A 16,005-nucleotide genomic window follows, 5' to 3' on the forward strand; every position below is an offset into this window, starting at 1 on the left:
GAGTATTCAATGAAAATCGCACTTATGATGGAAAACAGCCAAGCACCTAAAAATGCAATGGTAGCAACTGAGCTAAACAACGTCGCTGGTGGCTTAGGTCATGATGTCTTTAACCTAGGTATGACTGATGAAAACGATCATCATTTAACTTATGTTCACCTAGGTATTATGGCGAGCATTCTTCTGAACTCTAAAGCTGTAGACTTTGTGGTAACGGGTTGTGGCACAGGGCAAGGTGCATTGATGGCCTGTAACCTCCACCCCGGAGTAGTGTGTGGTTATTGCCTAGAGCCTTCTGATGCATTCCTTTTCAACCAAATTAATAACGGCAATGCACTTTCTTTAGCTTTTGCTAAAGGCTTTGGTTGGGCCGGTGAATTAAACGTGCGTTATATTTTTGAAAAAGCATTTACAGGCACTCGTGGCGAAGGGTACCCAGTTGAGCGTGCCGCGCCTCAACAAGCCAATGCCGCTATTTTGAATAATGTAAAATCTGCAGTTTGCAAAGACGTCGTGTCTTCTTTACGTGCTATCGATCAAACGCTGGTTAAACAAGCCGTAGGCAGTGCGCATTTTCAAGAGTGCTTCTTTGCTAACTGTCAAGATACGGAGATCGCAGAGTACGTGCGCTCTGTTATTGCTTAATTATTGAAGGGTTATATACATTAAGGCCAGCACACCTGCTGGCCTTGTTGTTACTTATAGTGGTTGGATTACAGTGGCTGATTGGTTTGTACGATTAACTTGCCAAAATTGTTGCCTTGTAGAAGACCAATGAAAGCCTCTGGCGCTTTTTCCAGCCCTTGAATAAGATGTTCTTTATAGACGATCTTTCCTTCGCTTAACCAAGTGGTCATCTGTTGGGCAAATTCAGGATAACGATGGCCATAGTCATCGAAGATAATAAAAGCTTGCATTTTAATTCGTTTCACCAGAAGTTGCCCCATTAGCATTGATAACCTATCAGGTCCATCTGGTAGCGAGGTTGCGTTGTATTGCGAAATTAAACCGCATAATGGAATGCGCGCTGAGGTATTTAACAGAGGTAATACATTATCAAATACCATTCCTCCAACATTTTCAAAGTAAACATCAATACCATTACTGCAAGCATTCGTCAGTTGCGTAGCAAAATCCGGATCTTTGTGATTGATACAAGCATCAAACCCTAAGCTATCGACGGCAAAGCTGCATTTCTCATCGCTGCCTGCAATACCAATGACTTTACAGCCTTTTATCTTGGCTATTTGACCCACCATAGAACCTACAGCACCCGTGGCAGCTGCGACGACAACTGTTTCTCCAGCCTTTGGCTGACCTATTTCAAGAAGGCCCATATAAGCGGTAAAGCCTGGCATTCCCATCACCCCTAGCGCATAAGAAGGGTGTTGGGGATTTATTCCCAACTTTAGTAGACCGTCGCCCTTAGATATTGAGTAGTCTTGCCATCCACTATAAGCGAGTACCCACCCACCTTTGGTGAATTCACTGTTATTTGATTCGACTATTTGGCAAACGCTACCCCCGACCATAACCTCACCAAGGGCGACAGGATCTGCATAAGATTTGGCATCACTCATTCTGCCACGCATGTAAGGATCTAGAGATAGATACACACTGCGCAACAAGACTTCGCCAGTACCTATTTTGGGTACATCCCCATGATTTAAACGAAAGTTTTCCGTTGTTGGAGCACCAACGGGGCGAGAGGCTAGAACAAGTTGGCGATTGATGGCTGTCATTGGTTACATTCCCATTATTGATATTAGGTTAAGATTTCACTCACCCCAGTGTAAACCATTTATTCATACGCGGCGGTGAGAAAGGCGATTAAGTCTATTTATCGAAGCCACATAACAAGTTAAGTCTATTTTAGTTGAGTCATTGCTTGGTTGAATTAGGATGGAAACATCGCTAGAAAACCAAGGATTGGCGGATGCTGCATGCCATATTAGTGAATGTAAGAAAACCTTTTTTAAAAGCGCTTCCTATACCAATACCAAAACTTATTGTAGGTTACACCGCGGCAAAACAAGTGGGTGAATTATGTAGAGAGTTTCATATTGAATGTCCCTTATTGGTAACGGATAAAACGCTAACCAGCTTAGGTATCGTTGAGCCGATATTATGCACTCTACAACGTGACGACTTAGCCTATCATCTTTTTGATGACATCGAACCCGATCCTAAATTCGAAACTGTGCGCAGGGGCGTTCAACAATTTATCCGTCACCAATGTGATGGCATTATTGCCTTAGGTGGTGGCTCAGTGATCGACTGTGCTAAAGCCATCTCGGCTAGTGCTAAAACGAACAAGGATATCCGCAACATACTTGGTCTGTTTCGAGTTCATCGTCCTATTTACCCTATTATTGCGATACCAACAACCGCAGGTACGGGCTCTGAGGTGACGGTTGCTTCGGTCATCAGTGATGTTTCTGCGCGTAAAAAACGCGCCATAACGGACCCCTTTATAGTACCGAAGGCTGCTGTGCTAGATGCGACATTGATGGTAGGTTTACCGCCTACACTTACCGCAGAAACGGGAGCCGATGCTTTGACGCATGCCATAGAGTCTTACTTGAGTGGCTATGCGAATCAAGACACTCGACGATACAGTATTCGTGCCATTGAGCGAGTGTTTAAGTGGCTCCCTATTGCGGTAGAGGATGGTGATAATTTACTGGCGAGACAAGAGATGGCACTAGCCAGTTACGAGGCTGGTTTTGCCTTTACTCGCACTTATATTGGCTATGTACATGCCATAGCGCATCAACTTGGCGCTTTTTATCATATCCCTCATGGTAGAGCGAATGGGATAGTGCTTCCTTCGGTTTTGAGGTTTACTGCTCTGGGTAATATGAGGGTGATCGCTCAATTAGCTAGTGAGTCGGGATTAGTGGCGCAAGATACCGATAAGATTATGGGGTATGAATTTATCGCCATGGTCGAGCAACTGCTACTGCAAATTGCCATCCCTCAGCAAGTGGATGAGCTAAAAGGCGGTGACATTCCACACATCGCAAAACAAGCCATGAAGGAAGCTTTTGCAGAATATCCCGTGCCTGTGGAAATGAGTTGTGAACAGTGTCAGGACATTCTAAAAACGTTACTGAAGGAGTCGACCAACGATGAGTAATCACGCCCTTAAAAGCCAAATGAGAATTACCTTAGCCATGATCGTAGTCGCTCTACTTTCGATTTTTGGGCATATTATTTTATCTCCGTTATTAGCAAAACTAGGTTGGGTAGAGTACGTTGCTGCTGCGATCCCCTTCACTATGATGGCACTTTGTATTTGGGCGGTCAGAGACGCAGCTAAGTCGTTACAAGCCGACGAGGATAATCAAGACTAGTGATGGATTTTATCGTTTTAAAGCGATGAATTTCTTGGTAAAAAATAGTTGAAGTGACCTTTAATTAGAATTGTAAATGCCACTAAATCAACGATTTTCTACGTTAGAAGAGGCAGCCAAACGTTGTGGCAATGCCACTTCCTCCAATGGACGTGGGTGGTTCTCGGTATCTTTATGATGGCGCACCTGCTCCCACAAATTAGGGGGCAGGGCATTGATACGCCGTCCCAAGAAAGGTGACAGAGGTTTTGAAGTAGTGAGGGCTTAATAGCACAACGGTATTGGCATTCAATCGCGAAGCATTATTTTTAATATCATTCACCGCACCTCGAACTAATACGCTATTGGGGTAAAAAAGATAAGAATACCAATGTCCCTCACTTCCCGTTACCTCACCCACCCAATTACAGTTTATGACCGCAGGGGCATTATTGGTTATCACTTGTACCTGTTTGGCCTCTAACATGAGTTTATTCGATGGAGCGCTGCACCCTGTTATCAAGGTAATGGAAAAAAACCACAACAGAGGTTTCATGGTGGGGCAATTCCTAAGTAGCAATGACGTACAATGATAATAGTAAACAGAGGCCATCTCTGCTCAATAGATGCATGGTGTAAGTTGAATTATTTAGTTGATTTAATTAGTTTTATCTATGGCAAGTGTTGCTTTTAGTCCCATTTGGTAAAGAGCACTGCGTTTGGATAGGGAACATGAAGGGACACACAGTGATAATAGAGACCACAAGACTTACATTAAAGGCACTTACCGCCGAAGATTGGCCACTATTTTATGAGTTACACCGAAATCCGCTTGTCACTCAACTGTGCTTTGATCCTCCTAGTATTGAGGCGATGAAACAACGCTTCCATTGTCGACTTCAGGCGTGGAATACGCAGTCTACTCACTGGTTGTGCTTTGTAGTGAACCATAGGCACAGCAATGAGAGCATTGGGCTTACAGGGTTTTGCATGCAAGATGGGGTAGCAGAAGTGGGGTATATGTTTTTACCGAGCTTTTATGGGCAAGGTTTTGCGACCGAGTCATTGCGTGGCCTGCTGGAGTGGGCAAGAGAGCGTCATGCAATAGATGAGTTTTTAGCGACAGTAACAAAAGGCAATGTGGCCTCTGAGAAAGTGTTATTAAACTCAGGCTTTACCTTCCATCAAAGTATTGCCAATGCTTATTGTATCGGCGGTAATCTGTACACAGATCATATCTATAGATTATCGTTAAAAGCACAGTCGGCGTGATTAAGGGGCTTATTTGTGCAATACAAGGCAATAAAAACCCCACAAGTTTAGCAGTGGGGTTTTATTCTGGTTACGCTATTTTACTACCATAAGATAAGGTAGCTTTCCTGTAAGGCAAAGATTTGAAAGAGCCCTTCTGGCATCATTTCTCCTAGCTTTAAAGTTCAGATAACTTGATGTCCATCGCTTTAGCTAACCCTTCACCATAAGCTTTATCCGCTTGTAGAGCGTGTTTGATATGCTTATGTTTTATTGGTAGCGATACTCCGTCCATCGCACGAGCCGTGTTTTCAAATAGGCGCTGTTTCTCATCATCTAGCATGATGCGGAACAAATTCCCAGCTTGGGTAAAGTAATCATCATCTTCACGATGATCCCAATGGGTAGCTACGCCCTGTAACTCTAAAGGTGGCTCAGAAAACTCCGGCTGTTCAGCCCACTCATTGTATTGATTGGGCTCATAACCAATGGTTGAACCATAGTTACCATCGGTGCGCATTGCACCATCTCGGTGATAACTGTGTACCGGACAACGAGGAGCATTTACCGGAATTTGGTGATGGTTTACTCCTAAACGGTAACGCTGCGCATCACCATAGGAAAATAAACGGCCTTGTAACATGCGATCAGGAGAGAAGCCTATTCCCGGTATGATCGCCGCCGGGTTAAACGCCGATTGCTCTACTTCGGCAAAGAAGTTTTGTGGGTTTTTGTTGAGCTCTAACACACCGACATCATGTAAAGGGTAGTCTTCATGTGGCCATACTTTAGTCAGATCAAATGGGTTGTAAGGAACGGTTTCTGAATCTTTTTCTGGCATGATCTGTACTTTCAAATCCCATTTAGGGAAAGCGCCATTTTCTATGTTTTCGTAGAGATCTTTCTGGTGACTTTCACGATCTTTACCTACTAGGGTTTCGGCTTCCTGATCAGTAAGATTTTTAATGCCTTGCTGCGTTTTAAAATGGAATTTTACCCAATATCGCTCGTTATCAGCATTGATAAAGCTGAACGTATGGCTACCATAACCATTCATACAGCGATAGCTTGCAGGAATACCACGATCGCTCATGACGATAGTGATTTGGTGCAGTGCTTCAGGCAGTGAAGTCCAAAAATCCCAGTTATTTTCAGCACTACGCATGTTAGTTCTAGGATCTCGTTTAACCGCATGGTTTAGGTCCGGGAATTTAAGTGGATCACGTAGGAAGAACACTGGGGTATTATTACCTACGAGATCCCAGTTGCCTTCTTCTGTATAAAATTTTACAGCAAATCCGCGAATATCACGCTCGGCGTCGGCAGCACCACGTTCGCCGGCGACGGTAGTAAAACGTGCGAATAAGTCAGTTTTCTTGCCAATTTCAGAGAAAATTTTAGCTTTAGTAAACTGCGTGATGTCATGGGTAACCGTAAAGGTACCGTAGGCACCGGAACCTTTAGCGTGCATGCGACGCTCAGGAATGACTTCACGATCAAAGTGGGCTAATTTTTCTAAGAACCATACATCTTGAAGAAGCTGAGGGCCTCTTTTTCCTGCAGTCAGAACGTCTTGGTTATGGGCCACAGGACATCCGCCTGCCGTAGTGAGTTTTTTGGTCATAATCACATCCTTTTTTGTTTGTGATAATGATTATCAATGTTAATAAATTGTTTAATTTGATTTGAATCAAAAAACAATTCTGTATCATTCTTAGTTTCCATTTTTAGAATAATAGTGTGATGTCGGACCAGTTTCTTATCGCTATATTGCGCATGCACGAAAGTTGAGTACAACAATTTTTAGGATTTTAAGGGCTATCAGTAGAGGGGTAATTGAATTTTTATCTTGTTTATTAATGCGTTACATAGAGTTTTATTAATGTTGATTTGTCTGTAAGCGAAATGAATGATCACCTTGTTGTACAGTATTTAATCTGCGTGATCTCGCTCACGCTTTTGGTTGGGTTAAAACAATATAAACCTGAAATTTACTCATGTAACGACTGAGCAATTTTCACTTTCCCATGTCATAAACCTCCTATTTAATACCGCTTATCCAATAGTGTTGTATGGAATAAGAAAAATGACAGATATAACTATCCTTGATGGTGGAATGGGACGCGAATTAAAACGAATTGGCGCGCCTTTTTCACAACCATTATGGAGCGCTCAAGCATTAATTGAGTCTCCAGCGCATGTTAAACAAGCCCACCAAGGTTTTGTTGATGCTGGTGCGCAAATCATCACCGCGAACAGCTATGCCTGTGTCCCTTTTCACTTAGGTGAGGCGCTGTATCAAGAGCGAGGCTTTGAACTCGCTAAACGCGCGGCTGAGTTGGCAAAAGAAGTGGCTAATAATCATTCTTCATCCGTTCTTGTAGCCGGTTCTATCCCTCCTGCATTTGGCAGTTATCGTCCGGACTTATTTGCAGAGAAAGAAGCTGAAAAAATTTCTCAAACCTTGTTTGATGCCCAAGATGACAATGTCGATTTATGGTTGGCTGAAACGGTGGCAAGCATTGCTGAATTTACCATGATCAGTAAGGTATTGTCGGCGACAGATAAACCTTGTCATTATTCATTTACTTTACAAGATGATGTGTCTGATAGTGCTAAGTTACGCTCAGGTGAGTTGGTGACAGATATGGCGTTAAAGGTCTGTGAAACCGGCGCAACTGGCATTTTGTTTAACTGCTCTATTCCTGAGGTTATGGAACAAGCCGTTATTGATGCGAAAGCCGTATTTAAGGCCAAAGGTGTTCACAAAAGTATCGGTGTGTTTGCCAATAGCTTTACGCCTATCAGCACAAGCCATGAAGCTAACGACACAATGCAGTCTACCCGTGAGCTTACCGCGAATGAATATTTAGCGTTTGCTAAACGTTGGGTGTCTGCGGGAGCCAGTATGGTGGGAGGATGCTGTGGTATTCAGCCTGTACATATTAAAGCGCTAGCCGAATGGAGAGATAGCATTGAAAAATCTTAATTTTGGCCTAGCGATCCCAGCTGTGGCCTTGGTGATTGTGCTGCTATTTGTTTCATCTTTATTTCCTGTTCAGTCCCAAGCGATGGCTGGTGGAGCGATGACATTTGTGACTCACTGGTTTGGTTGGTTAGTGCAAATAGCCAGTTTAGCTTTGGTGTGTTTTTTATTTTGGCTAGCCTTTTCCCGTTATGGTGATATTAAGCTGGGTGAAGAAAAACCTGAATACAGTAACTTCACCTACGGTGGCATGATTTTCACCGCAGGCGTTGGTGCTTCGCTTATATACTGGGGTATTGGCGAACCTATGTATTATTTGCAGTCACCGCCTCTGTTTGCGGATGCAAATAGTTTTCAAGCGGCTGCATGGGCGGTCACCTATTCTATTTTCCATTGGGGAATTACTGGTTGGTCTATCTATTGCTTTCCTGCTATTCCATTTGCCTATGCATTTTACGTTAAAAAACAGCGTACTTTAAAGTTATCAACACTGTGCGAATCGGTTGTTGGTACTAACCCTATTGTGGCAAAAACCATAGATTTATTAGCAATTTTTGGTACTTTAGCCGCATTTGCCAGTTCCCTCTCTTTAACCGTAACCTTACTTAGTACGGGAGTCTCTGAGCTGTTTGGTATTGATAATGGTTTATGGCTTCAAGGTGGCATTATTTTGCTGTTTGTAGCCGTGCTTATGTGTGTGATGCTAGTGGGCTTTAATAAAGGGATTAGTAAGGTCTCAGATTACACCGTAGTGATGGCGATTGCTTTTGCCTTATTTGTGTTGTTCTCGTCTAATGCGCAGTTTATTTTGAATAACTTTACTGACTCTATTGGTGTGATGTTGGACAGTTATTTCAGAATGTCTTTATGGACGGATCCTGTACAACAAAGTGGCTTCCCGCAAAGTTGGACCCAATACTATTGGTTCTGGTATTACGCTTACCTCATCATGATGGGCTTATTTATCACCCGCATATCCCGAGGTCGCACCATTCGCCAAGTGATTTTATGCACGATCTCTATGGGGTCACTAGGCTGTACTTTCTTTATCGCGATATTTGGTGGTTACGCTGTTTGGGCGCAAATGTTGGGTGGTTATCCAGTACAACAATGGATGAGCGATGGCGGACTTACATTTGCCGTGGTGTCTTTAATAAAAACGTTGCATGCTAAATCACTTATTCTTGGCGTATTTTTGATTATCCAGTTTTTCTTGATGTTAACGACTATGTCCAGTGCCAGTGTGGCAACGGCTATGTTAACGACCAATCGACTCGAGTTGAACGGTGATCCTGACAACAAGGTAAAACTGTTGTGGGCAGGTGCGATTGCCATGATTAGCTTTAGTGTGTTTTTAGCGGGTGGCGGAATTAATACCATTAAGTCTTTATGTGTGGTGGCAGGGCTACCTATGATGTTCATCTATGCCATTTTAGTGAAGCACCTTCTTATTGAGTTAGGAGTAGTTAAAGGTAAGCAATCGGACCATAATGCTGTGCCGTTAGAGAAGACAGTTACAGATTAAGCAATTGATTGATGAATGGTTTAAGGTCGCCAATGTTGGCGACCTTTTTTTATAAACAAAATCAGCCAATTTCTTGCCGTAACTGGTTTAGATATTGACGCATAAATAGGGCTCTTTTGTGGGCTTCTTTTTTGCCTGACTTAGTGTGCATAAGTTCGGGTAATTTGAATAATTTTGCAAAAAAGTGGTCCACAGTAAATGCTTTATCATCCAATGAGCGTTGCTCAGCAAAGGGATCTTCTGCGCTGTACAACTCACCATTAAATCCACTACTTACCTGAATACAACGAGCGATACCAATGGCCCCTAATGAGTCTATCCTGTCGGCATCTTGGACTATTTTCGCTTCAATTGTGGTTGGGGTAATGTCGGCACTGTAGCTATGAGCGCAGATGGCGTGGTGCACGTCTGAAAAAGTGTAAGACGGGTAGCGAATGGAGGCTAAAAATTGTACCGCTTTGTCGGCTGCTAATTGCGAGCTTAATTGACGTTGGGGATGATTTTTTGCAAAGGTAAAACAGTCATGTAGATAGGCTGCAGGAAGTACTACCCATAAGTTGCCTTTTTCTTGTTTGGCGAGGGACTTAGCCATGGCCACTACTCGAGTGACATGGCTGAGATCATGAGCGACATCAAGGGTCATCTCTTTTTTAATAAAAGCTTCAAATATGGGCTCAAAATCGGTCACTAGCTTCATTAAATACTCGGTTGGAAAACAAAAAAAGTTTATTTAAACACTTTAGCATTGTTTGGCGAACGCCATAAAAAGTAAGTGATGATTTGTGTTGTGTATTTAGATAGAAGGCGGGGGGTTTTTAGGCGTATTTTTTCTACGCTATCTGCTATTTCTGGCCATTTAATTGTTGTAAGAGGTCTAACAGTTAACGGGTTCTTATGTAGAGTATAGATCTAAAAGGGCTTGCTGTTGTTATCAACAGCAAGCCCTTTGCTATTTAAATCAAATGACACATATTTTATTGCAAATCTTCGCCGTAGATGTCGAAGTTGAAGTATTTCTTAGCAATTTTATCATAGGTGCCGTTGGCGCGTATTGCTGCGATTGCTTTGTTAAATTTAGCAGCCAGTGCTTTGTCTTGTTGTCTAAGAGCGAGAGCGGTTCCTTCACCAATATAGGCTTTATCTGTTACTGCTTTACCTTTAAATTCAAAGCCTTGACCAATTTCTTTATCGAGGAAAGCAAGCATTAACTGGTCTGCATTACCAAAGGTCACGTCTAGACGACCATTTTGCATATCAAGGTAAACTTCATCTTGACCGCTATAGCGTTTGATGGTGGCAATTTTACCAAATTTATCCGTTACATAACGATCATGAATTGTACCTTGTTGCACGCCGATAACTTTGCCTTTTAGGCCACCTTCATCAATGGTGATCTTGCTGTCAGCTTTCGCAACAAAGCGTGCTGGTGTTTGATAATATTTATCCGTAAATAGGATGCGCTTTTTACGCTCTTTGGTAATTCTCATAGAAGCCATGATAACGTCAGATTTACGAGCTAGTAGGCTAGGAATTAGCGCATCCCAGCTTTGTGATACCCAAGTACACTGAAGTTTGGCTTCAGCACATAATGCGTCGGCAATCTCGATATCAAAGCCCACAGGTTTACCATCGGCATTTTTATAGTTAAAAGGCGGATAGGTAAAATCAGAGGCTAAACGGACTTCTTTTGCCATCACTGATACAGAGCAAAGTGAAGCGATAAAAGCGAGTGCAAGTAGGAGTTTTTTCATTATATTGTCCCTGTTAGAGCGGTGAAATAGTGTATTGGTTAATAAGTTCAGCGACTTCTTGCATCGACTCGGGTGAACCTATCGTAATTCTGACGCAGTTGCGCAGTGCGGGTTCATGATGCTGGTTACGGGTAACCACACCATGCTCTTTTAAATAGTTAAACAGAGTGGCGTCTTGGTGCGTACGGATAAGCACAAAGTTAGTTGAAGATGGATAAATGAGCTCAATCCATTCAATATTTTGTATTGCAGCAATAAAGTGTTGTTTTGTATCAACAACGTTTTGAGTGTTACTCATCGCCATCTCAATGCCTTTTTCAGAGAGGGCTTCTTGTACTATTTGTGCAGAGCAATCAGGCATAGGGTAGGGAGGAATGAGCTTTAATATATAGTCCATGACATCTTGTGCAGCTAGGATGAAACCGCAACGCACCGCGGCTAACCCGAAGGCTTTAGACAGGGTACGAATCACAACTAGATTAGGGTATTTATTTATGAGACCGACAACGGTTTCTGCCAATTCAAACTCAATATAGGCTTCGTCTACAACGACGAGCGCATCCTGCTGTGTACCTTCTAATATCGCCACGATATCTGTACGGGACAGGAGGTTACCGGTAGGGTTATTGGGGCTGCATAAGAAAATAATTTTAGCTTCTGGGGCTCGAGCGATGATTTGCTCGCTATTGAGAGAAAAGTTTGCGCCAATTAATGGTACATCAATGGTTTCCACAGCAAATGCATCAGCACAAAATTCATACATAGCGTATGTAGGGGAACTGATAATGATTTTATCTGTACCTGGCTGACAAAATGTTCTAATTAATAGATCGATCGCTTCATCTGCACCGCGAACAGCCACAGTAGGGTTGTCGGTTTGGCAATATTGTTGATAAGCCGCTGCGATATCATGTGGAAGAAAATCTGGGTAGCGGTTGTAATCTACCGCGTGATCACTGTAGTGAACCCCGTGCTCCAATTCGTTGGCATTAAGCCATAATCGGCCTGAACCACCGATGCGGCGTGCCGATTGATAGGGTATTAATTTTTTTATGCTTTCAGGAGCCAATTTTGAAGCTAGCGACGTCATTGAATAGGTCTCTTGGTGAATGCTGAGTCACTTAAAGTGTTTAACAATGCACTTTAGGCGGTTTATTTGTCTAATTTAATCAAAAACCGTTTGAGTAAGAAACGAATTAAATACATACTAGCCATGCATTTAATTCATGGCTTTGACTATTTATGAACTCTAGAGTCCCTTCAACAAAAAATCTACAAACCTTTTTAGCCACCGCTGAGCATTTAAATTTTACTCATGCCGCTCAAGCAATGAATATGACTCAGGGTGCGATAAGCCGTCAGATTCAATCTCTAGAAGAGCTTTTGGGTGTGCAGTTGTTTTATCGTCAAGCCCGAGGACTTTCACTCACTAAAGAGGGCATCAAACTGGTGCCTTTAGCTGAAGATATTTTAAATCGCTTAAAGCAGGTTGTGGTCGACGTTGTTGAGCGTTCGAACCGCATAAAATTAAACGCACCCAGCTGTGTAACCTCATGGCTATTACCACGCCTAATGTCATTCCAACATAGACACCCAGAAGTAGAGGTTGAACTCACATCGAGTATTAAGCATCAATCCCAGCCTAATTTTGAATCCTTTGACTTGGTGATTGTCTATGGCCACCCACCTCGCTCGCACTCTGTGAAAGAATATGTACTGTTTGATGAAAAATTGACACCCATCTGTACTCCGCAACTTTGGAAGCAAGTAATAGGTGATAAACCGCAGTGGCGTGATGAGGATTTGGGCGAATTTACTTGGTTACACGCTAATACAGCACATAGCGACTGGGCTTTATGGCTAGAGAAAAATGGCAAAGTGGCACAAAAAGGGAAACGAAATCAAACCTTTGCGACCCTTGATCAAACAATGAATGCAGCTCTGCATGGTTTTGGTATCGCTGTTGGAGATATTACGCTTGCGGCCGAAGACTTAAAACTAAATCGTTTAATGCAGCCTTATCCTGATTACATTATTTCAGGCCAGAGTTATTACTTACTACGACCTATAAATGCACAAAGTACGGTAATAGATGACTTTTTACCGTGGTTGTTACCACCAAAATAACTTGTCCGAATTCTGTTTTTAACTTTTAATCACTTTTAATCCAGCCACCCATACTAAATAGCACGATTCTGTCTCATCAACTAAACTATTAGCAGTGATAAATGCAGGAGCCCCACTATGGCCACACCTCGCAGAGCTCAAATTAGTGTTGAAGATACGCCTTACTACCATTGTTGTAGTCGCGTGGTAAGGCGCGCTTTTCTTTGTGGTGATGACCCCTATTCAGGCAAAAGTTATGACCATAGGCGCGATTGGGTTGCCTCTCTTCTTGTGAAGCTCAACTCCGTATTTGCTATTGATGTCGCAGCATTTGCTGTTATGTCCAATCACTTGCATGTTGTCTTACGCATTGATATCGATACGGCCAATAATTGGAGTGATAGAGAGGTTATTGAGCAGTGGCATCAACTGTTCAAAGGGGATGAATTGACGCGAAAATTTGTACGTGGTGACGTCATTGATGCCAATGAAGTCGCATCTCTAAAGCATACCATTGCGATTTATCGCAGTCGCTTATGCGACATCAGTTGGTTTATGCGTTGTCTTAATGAGCCTATTGCACGTCAAGCAAATCAAGAAGATAACTGCACAGGTCGGTTTTGGGAAGGACGGTTCAAATCTCAAGCATTGCTGGATGATGCGGCACTTATTACGTGTATGGCGTATGTGGACTTAAACCCTATTCGAGCAAAGGTCGCCACATCTTTAGAGCAGTCCAATCACACAAGTATTCAGCAACGTATTCAGTCAGCCTTAAAGAGAGAGCAACCGGCATCTTTGTTACCTTTAATAGGACATGAGCGTGAAAATCAGCCCAAAGGCATAGCGTTTTCGCTAAGTGACTATTTAGCATTAGTGGATGAAACAGGGCGGATTATTCGTCGTGACAAACGAGGCGCTATCAGTGAGCACAGCGAGCAACTGCTGACGAAGCTAAATATTGACCATGAGAATTGGCTGAGGCTGATTACTGAGTTTGGCCATTTATTCCACGGCCCTGTGGGAAGCCTTGCAGAGTTAACCTGTTACTGTGAGCACTTACAAAAACGGCGACGGCATTTTTCTAAATGTTGTCGGCACTTGCAAGTAAGTTAGAGCAGATTTTTTTAATTTAATTCCCTTTACCTTCATTTAATACTCCGTAGTCTCGCTATGGGGATTTCTGCTGTTTGTTAAACGGGCTTTTGGCATGAAAAGGGTTTAATTTTGGCAAGAAAATGCCGGAAATTGTGAGAAAGCCCTCCTTTAGAGGGTAAACACTAGTTAACGGGTTTTAGATAGTGGATATAGATGGATAACTGCTTGTTTTATTATGGGTGGCTGATTTTAATAAATTTAAGTGAAAGGAAACAAGCACCGTGCAGTTGTGCAGGTGCTTGTGTGGGTTTGTTATAGGCGAGCTAAGTCGTCATGTTGTTTGTGGTTTTGATTTTTTACGTTTTTTATGCTGCTGATTAACTCGGTATGCTCCCAAGGAGTTGAGCTTTTGCCTACTAATGCTTGGCTCATATCTTTGATTTGTTTACGAATTTTATTGGAGTCTACATCAGATATAGCGGCATTTTTAATCCAAGCATCAAAAATCGTTTGCGCTTTAATTACATCTCTATTTTTGATTGCACAGATTAATTGCTCTTTAAGGTTTGTTGTTGCTGCCTTATTTTTGGGTGGCTTGGTTTGTGTGTTTTGTGTTGCATTACGTTGGGTGGCCCGAATCCAGAGGATAGTGGATATGATCCATAAGATGGCGAATACGGCGGTGAGAATGGGCCAATAACCGTTGTCTTTATGTTGTGGGGGCAGTGGATCTTTGGTTTCTGTTATTGGGGGCTGAGGTAACTGCGCTTTTTCCGTAGTATCGCCTGGATTTACTGTTACGTTTAAGCCACTTACTTCGCTGATTTTCGGTTGCTTGGTTTGTGAGTTCCACCATTGAACTTTGACACTGGGTAAAGCATATTCGCCACTTTTCTTGGCAATCAATACTTGCTTTGTGGTCATTGTTACAGAGCCATCATCATTAGGGGTAAAACTTGGCTTATCGCTATAAACTCGAAATGCATTGGGGCTACTTATGCTGAGATTGGGTAATTGTTCAGAGGTTAAATCTGCTGCCGTCAAGGTGATGGTTCGGGTAATAGAGTCACCGGCATCTATGGTTACCGATTGATTAGTTACACTTTGTTGGTTATCCAACTGCCAATGTTGGGATAGCTGTAAGTTTGATGTGGGTAACCATGGGCCATGATAGTCCTCTGGTATGGGTAGAACTTTTATTGGTACTTGTTTTGATTGACCAGACAACGTCACAATGTGAGAGTTGCCACGTCCATTACCATAGTTGACGAGGCCTGTAAGAGTGGGAGCTTGAATAGTGAAATCACCACTATTATTTGCTGTTACTCTAAATGATTGGTCGATAACAAGAACTTCCACACCATTAAGTACTGCTTGAGACTGTTTAGGATCGGCTAAAGGTTGCAGTTGCATTCCCGGTGCGCTTGGCTTGGTCAAATTGACATTTTGTAAACGACGAGGATCCACTTTTACTATAATTCGTGCATTGAATACGGTACTTTCGTTTGGATACAGTTCTTTTTTATCGAGCTTAGTTCGTACCTCTAGAATGTCGTCGCTGCTTGGCGCTTGGGCATTCATGGATACATTCAGAGTAATAGGTGCAGTGGCAGCGTTGTTGACCTTAAAGCTAGGAATCGTCAATGTGCCTATTTTTTGTGGCGCTATAGCCACGGTCCAAATGCTACTATCACTGCGTTTACCATTAATGATATTGACCGATGACCCGAAGCTTGGACGACTCACATAAAAGTCGTCTGATAAAACATCTAAGTTGATGCTATCACTGTCAAGTTTTTCATCTGCGGTAATTTTGAGTTGAATAACTTCATCTTTGCTTACTGTTGTTTTAGTGACACTGGCACGTAGATTGAGTGCCCACGTTGAGAAACTACACAATAGCGTTGTAGCTAATGCAAATGTGGTAATAACGGGCTTAAATTTATTCATTGC

The 16,005-nt window shown here is 42.6% G+C and carries 15 protein-coding genes; 8 read left to right on the forward strand and 7 right to left on the reverse strand.

What is annotated here, in order from left to right; genetic code table 11:
* The first annotated feature begins 9 nt into the window (after positions 1–9).
* Complete coding sequence (locus OCU56_RS16690) at positions 10–645, forward strand: RpiB/LacA/LacB family sugar-phosphate isomerase (RefSeq protein WP_261875062.1); 636 nt, start codon at positions 10–12, stop codon at positions 643–645.
* Between the two features lie 68 nt (positions 646–713).
* Here the strand turns inward: OCU56_RS16690 and OCU56_RS16695 are convergent, their stop codons facing one another.
* On the reverse strand, positions 714–1,742 hold the full coding sequence (locus OCU56_RS16695; protein ID WP_261875063.1) for an NADP-dependent oxidoreductase: 1,029 nt from the start codon (positions 1,740–1,742) through the stop codon (positions 714–716).
* Positions 1,743–1,936: 194 nt separating this feature from the next.
* Here OCU56_RS16695 and OCU56_RS16700 point away from each other — a divergent pair, with 194 nt between their 5' ends.
* Positions 1,937–3,139, forward strand: coding sequence for an iron-containing alcohol dehydrogenase (locus OCU56_RS16700; RefSeq protein ID WP_261875064.1), 1,203 nt, complete (start codon positions 1,937–1,939; stop codon positions 3,137–3,139).
* Entirely contained in the window at positions 3,132–3,356 is a 225-nt protein-coding gene (locus OCU56_RS16705; protein WP_261875065.1) for a hypothetical protein, read from the forward strand. Before OCU56_RS16700 ends, OCU56_RS16705 begins: the two co-directional genes overlap by 8 nt.
* Before the next feature lie 199 nt (positions 3,357–3,555).
* On the opposite strand, the gene OCU56_RS16710 is transcribed toward OCU56_RS16705, so the two are convergent.
* Positions 3,556–3,891 (reverse strand): DUF4156 domain-containing protein, encoded by a 336-nt coding sequence (locus OCU56_RS16710; RefSeq protein WP_261875066.1) that lies wholly within the window; start codon positions 3,889–3,891, stop codon positions 3,556–3,558.
* A gap of 176 nt (positions 3,892–4,067) precedes the next feature.
* Between OCU56_RS16710 and OCU56_RS16715 the strand changes: the two genes are divergently transcribed.
* On the forward strand, positions 4,068–4,607 hold the full coding sequence (locus OCU56_RS16715; protein WP_261875067.1) for a GNAT family N-acetyltransferase: 540 nt from the start codon (positions 4,068–4,070) through the stop codon (positions 4,605–4,607).
* Between the two features lie 157 nt (positions 4,608–4,764).
* Here OCU56_RS16715 and OCU56_RS16720 read toward each other — a convergent pair whose 3' ends face one another.
* Entirely contained in the window at positions 4,765–6,210 is a 1,446-nt protein-coding gene (locus OCU56_RS16720; RefSeq protein WP_261875068.1) for a catalase, read from the reverse strand.
* A 462-nt stretch (positions 6,211–6,672) separates the two neighbouring features.
* Between OCU56_RS16720 and OCU56_RS16725 the strand changes: the two genes are divergently transcribed.
* Together OCU56_RS16725 and OCU56_RS16730 are read left to right on the forward strand one after the other, a co-directional pair.
* Positions 6,673–7,575: a homocysteine S-methyltransferase family protein gene (locus OCU56_RS16725; protein ID WP_261875069.1), complete on the forward strand. Its 903-nt coding sequence runs from the start codon at positions 6,673–6,675 to the stop codon at positions 7,573–7,575.
* On the forward strand, positions 7,562–9,097 hold the full coding sequence (locus OCU56_RS16730; RefSeq protein ID WP_261875070.1) for a BCCT family transporter: 1,536 nt from the start codon (positions 7,562–7,564) through the stop codon (positions 9,095–9,097). Before OCU56_RS16725 ends, OCU56_RS16730 begins: the two co-directional genes overlap by 14 nt.
* Positions 9,098–9,158: 61 nt before the next feature.
* On the opposite strand, the gene OCU56_RS16735 is transcribed toward OCU56_RS16730, so the two are convergent.
* From OCU56_RS16735 to hisC, 3 genes are all read right to left on the reverse strand, one after another.
* Positions 9,159–9,794, reverse strand: coding sequence for an HD domain-containing protein (locus tag OCU56_RS16735; RefSeq protein ID WP_261875071.1), 636 nt, complete (start codon positions 9,792–9,794; stop codon positions 9,159–9,161).
* Positions 9,795–10,071: 277 nt separating this feature from the next.
* A complete protein-coding gene (locus tag OCU56_RS16740) occupies positions 10,072–10,848 on the reverse strand; it encodes an ABC transporter substrate-binding protein (RefSeq protein WP_261875072.1) in 777 nt (258 codons plus the stop codon).
* 13 nt (positions 10,849–10,861) lie between these two features.
* On the reverse strand, positions 10,862–11,938 hold the full coding sequence (hisC, locus tag OCU56_RS16745) for a histidinol-phosphate transaminase (RefSeq protein ID WP_261875073.1): 1,077 nt from the start codon (positions 11,936–11,938) through the stop codon (positions 10,862–10,864).
* 152 nt (positions 11,939–12,090) lie between these two features.
* Here hisC and OCU56_RS16750 point away from each other — a divergent pair, with 152 nt between their 5' ends.
* Both OCU56_RS16750 and OCU56_RS16755 read left to right on the forward strand, forming a co-directional pair.
* Positions 12,091–12,975, forward strand: coding sequence for a LysR substrate-binding domain-containing protein (locus tag OCU56_RS16750; RefSeq protein ID WP_261875074.1), 885 nt, complete (start codon positions 12,091–12,093; stop codon positions 12,973–12,975).
* 117 nt (positions 12,976–13,092) lie between these two features.
* Positions 13,093–14,070, forward strand: coding sequence for a transposase (locus OCU56_RS16755; RefSeq protein ID WP_261875075.1), 978 nt, complete (start codon positions 13,093–13,095; stop codon positions 14,068–14,070).
* Between the two features lie 294 nt (positions 14,071–14,364).
* On the opposite strand, the gene OCU56_RS16760 is transcribed toward OCU56_RS16755, so the two are convergent.
* Positions 14,365–16,002 (reverse strand): BatD family protein, encoded by a 1,638-nt coding sequence (locus OCU56_RS16760; RefSeq protein ID WP_261875076.1) that lies wholly within the window; start codon positions 16,000–16,002, stop codon positions 14,365–14,367.
* Positions 16,003–16,005: the final 3 nt, after the last annotated feature.

The organism is Vibrio rarus (assembly GCF_024347075.1).
In the GTDB taxonomy this organism is placed as follows: Bacteria; Pseudomonadota; Gammaproteobacteria; order Enterobacterales; family Vibrionaceae; genus Vibrio; species Vibrio rarus.

Coding starts and splice junctions, on each gene's coding strand:
- OCU56_RS16690 (WP_261875062.1), top strand. CDS start 10: ATGAAAATCGCACTTATGATGGAAAACAGCCAAGCACCTAAAAATGCA.
- OCU56_RS16695 (WP_261875063.1), bottom strand. CDS start 1,742: ATGACAGCCATCAATCGCCAACTTGTTCTAGCCTCTCGCCCCGTTGGT.
- OCU56_RS16700 (WP_261875064.1), top strand. CDS start 1,937: ATGCTGCATGCCATATTAGTGAATGTAAGAAAACCTTTTTTAAAAGCG.
- OCU56_RS16705 (WP_261875065.1), top strand. CDS start 3,132: ATGAGTAATCACGCCCTTAAAAGCCAAATGAGAATTACCTTAGCCATG.
- OCU56_RS16710 (WP_261875066.1), bottom strand. CDS start 3,891: ATGAAACCTCTGTTGTGGTTTTTTTCCATTACCTTGATAACAGGGTGC.
- OCU56_RS16715 (WP_261875067.1), top strand. CDS start 4,068: ATGAAGGGACACACAGTGATAATAGAGACCACAAGACTTACATTAAAG.
- OCU56_RS16720 (WP_261875068.1), bottom strand. CDS start 6,210: ATGACCAAAAAACTCACTACGGCAGGCGGATGTCCTGTGGCCCATAAC.
- OCU56_RS16725 (WP_261875069.1), top strand. CDS start 6,673: ATGACAGATATAACTATCCTTGATGGTGGAATGGGACGCGAATTAAAA.
- OCU56_RS16735 (WP_261875071.1), bottom strand. CDS start 9,794: ATGAAGCTAGTGACCGATTTTGAGCCCATATTTGAAGCTTTTATTAAA.
- OCU56_RS16740 (WP_261875072.1), bottom strand. CDS start 10,848: ATGAAAAAACTCCTACTTGCACTCGCTTTTATCGCTTCACTTTGCTCT.
- hisC (WP_261875073.1), bottom strand. CDS start 11,938: ATGACGTCGCTAGCTTCAAAATTGGCTCCTGAAAGCATAAAAAAATTA.
- OCU56_RS16750 (WP_261875074.1), top strand. CDS start 12,091: ATGAACTCTAGAGTCCCTTCAACAAAAAATCTACAAACCTTTTTAGCC.
- OCU56_RS16755 (WP_261875075.1), top strand. CDS start 13,093: ATGGCCACACCTCGCAGAGCTCAAATTAGTGTTGAAGATACGCCTTAC.
- OCU56_RS16760 (WP_261875076.1), bottom strand. CDS start 16,002: ATGAATAAATTTAAGCCCGTTATTACCACATTTGCATTAGCTACAACG.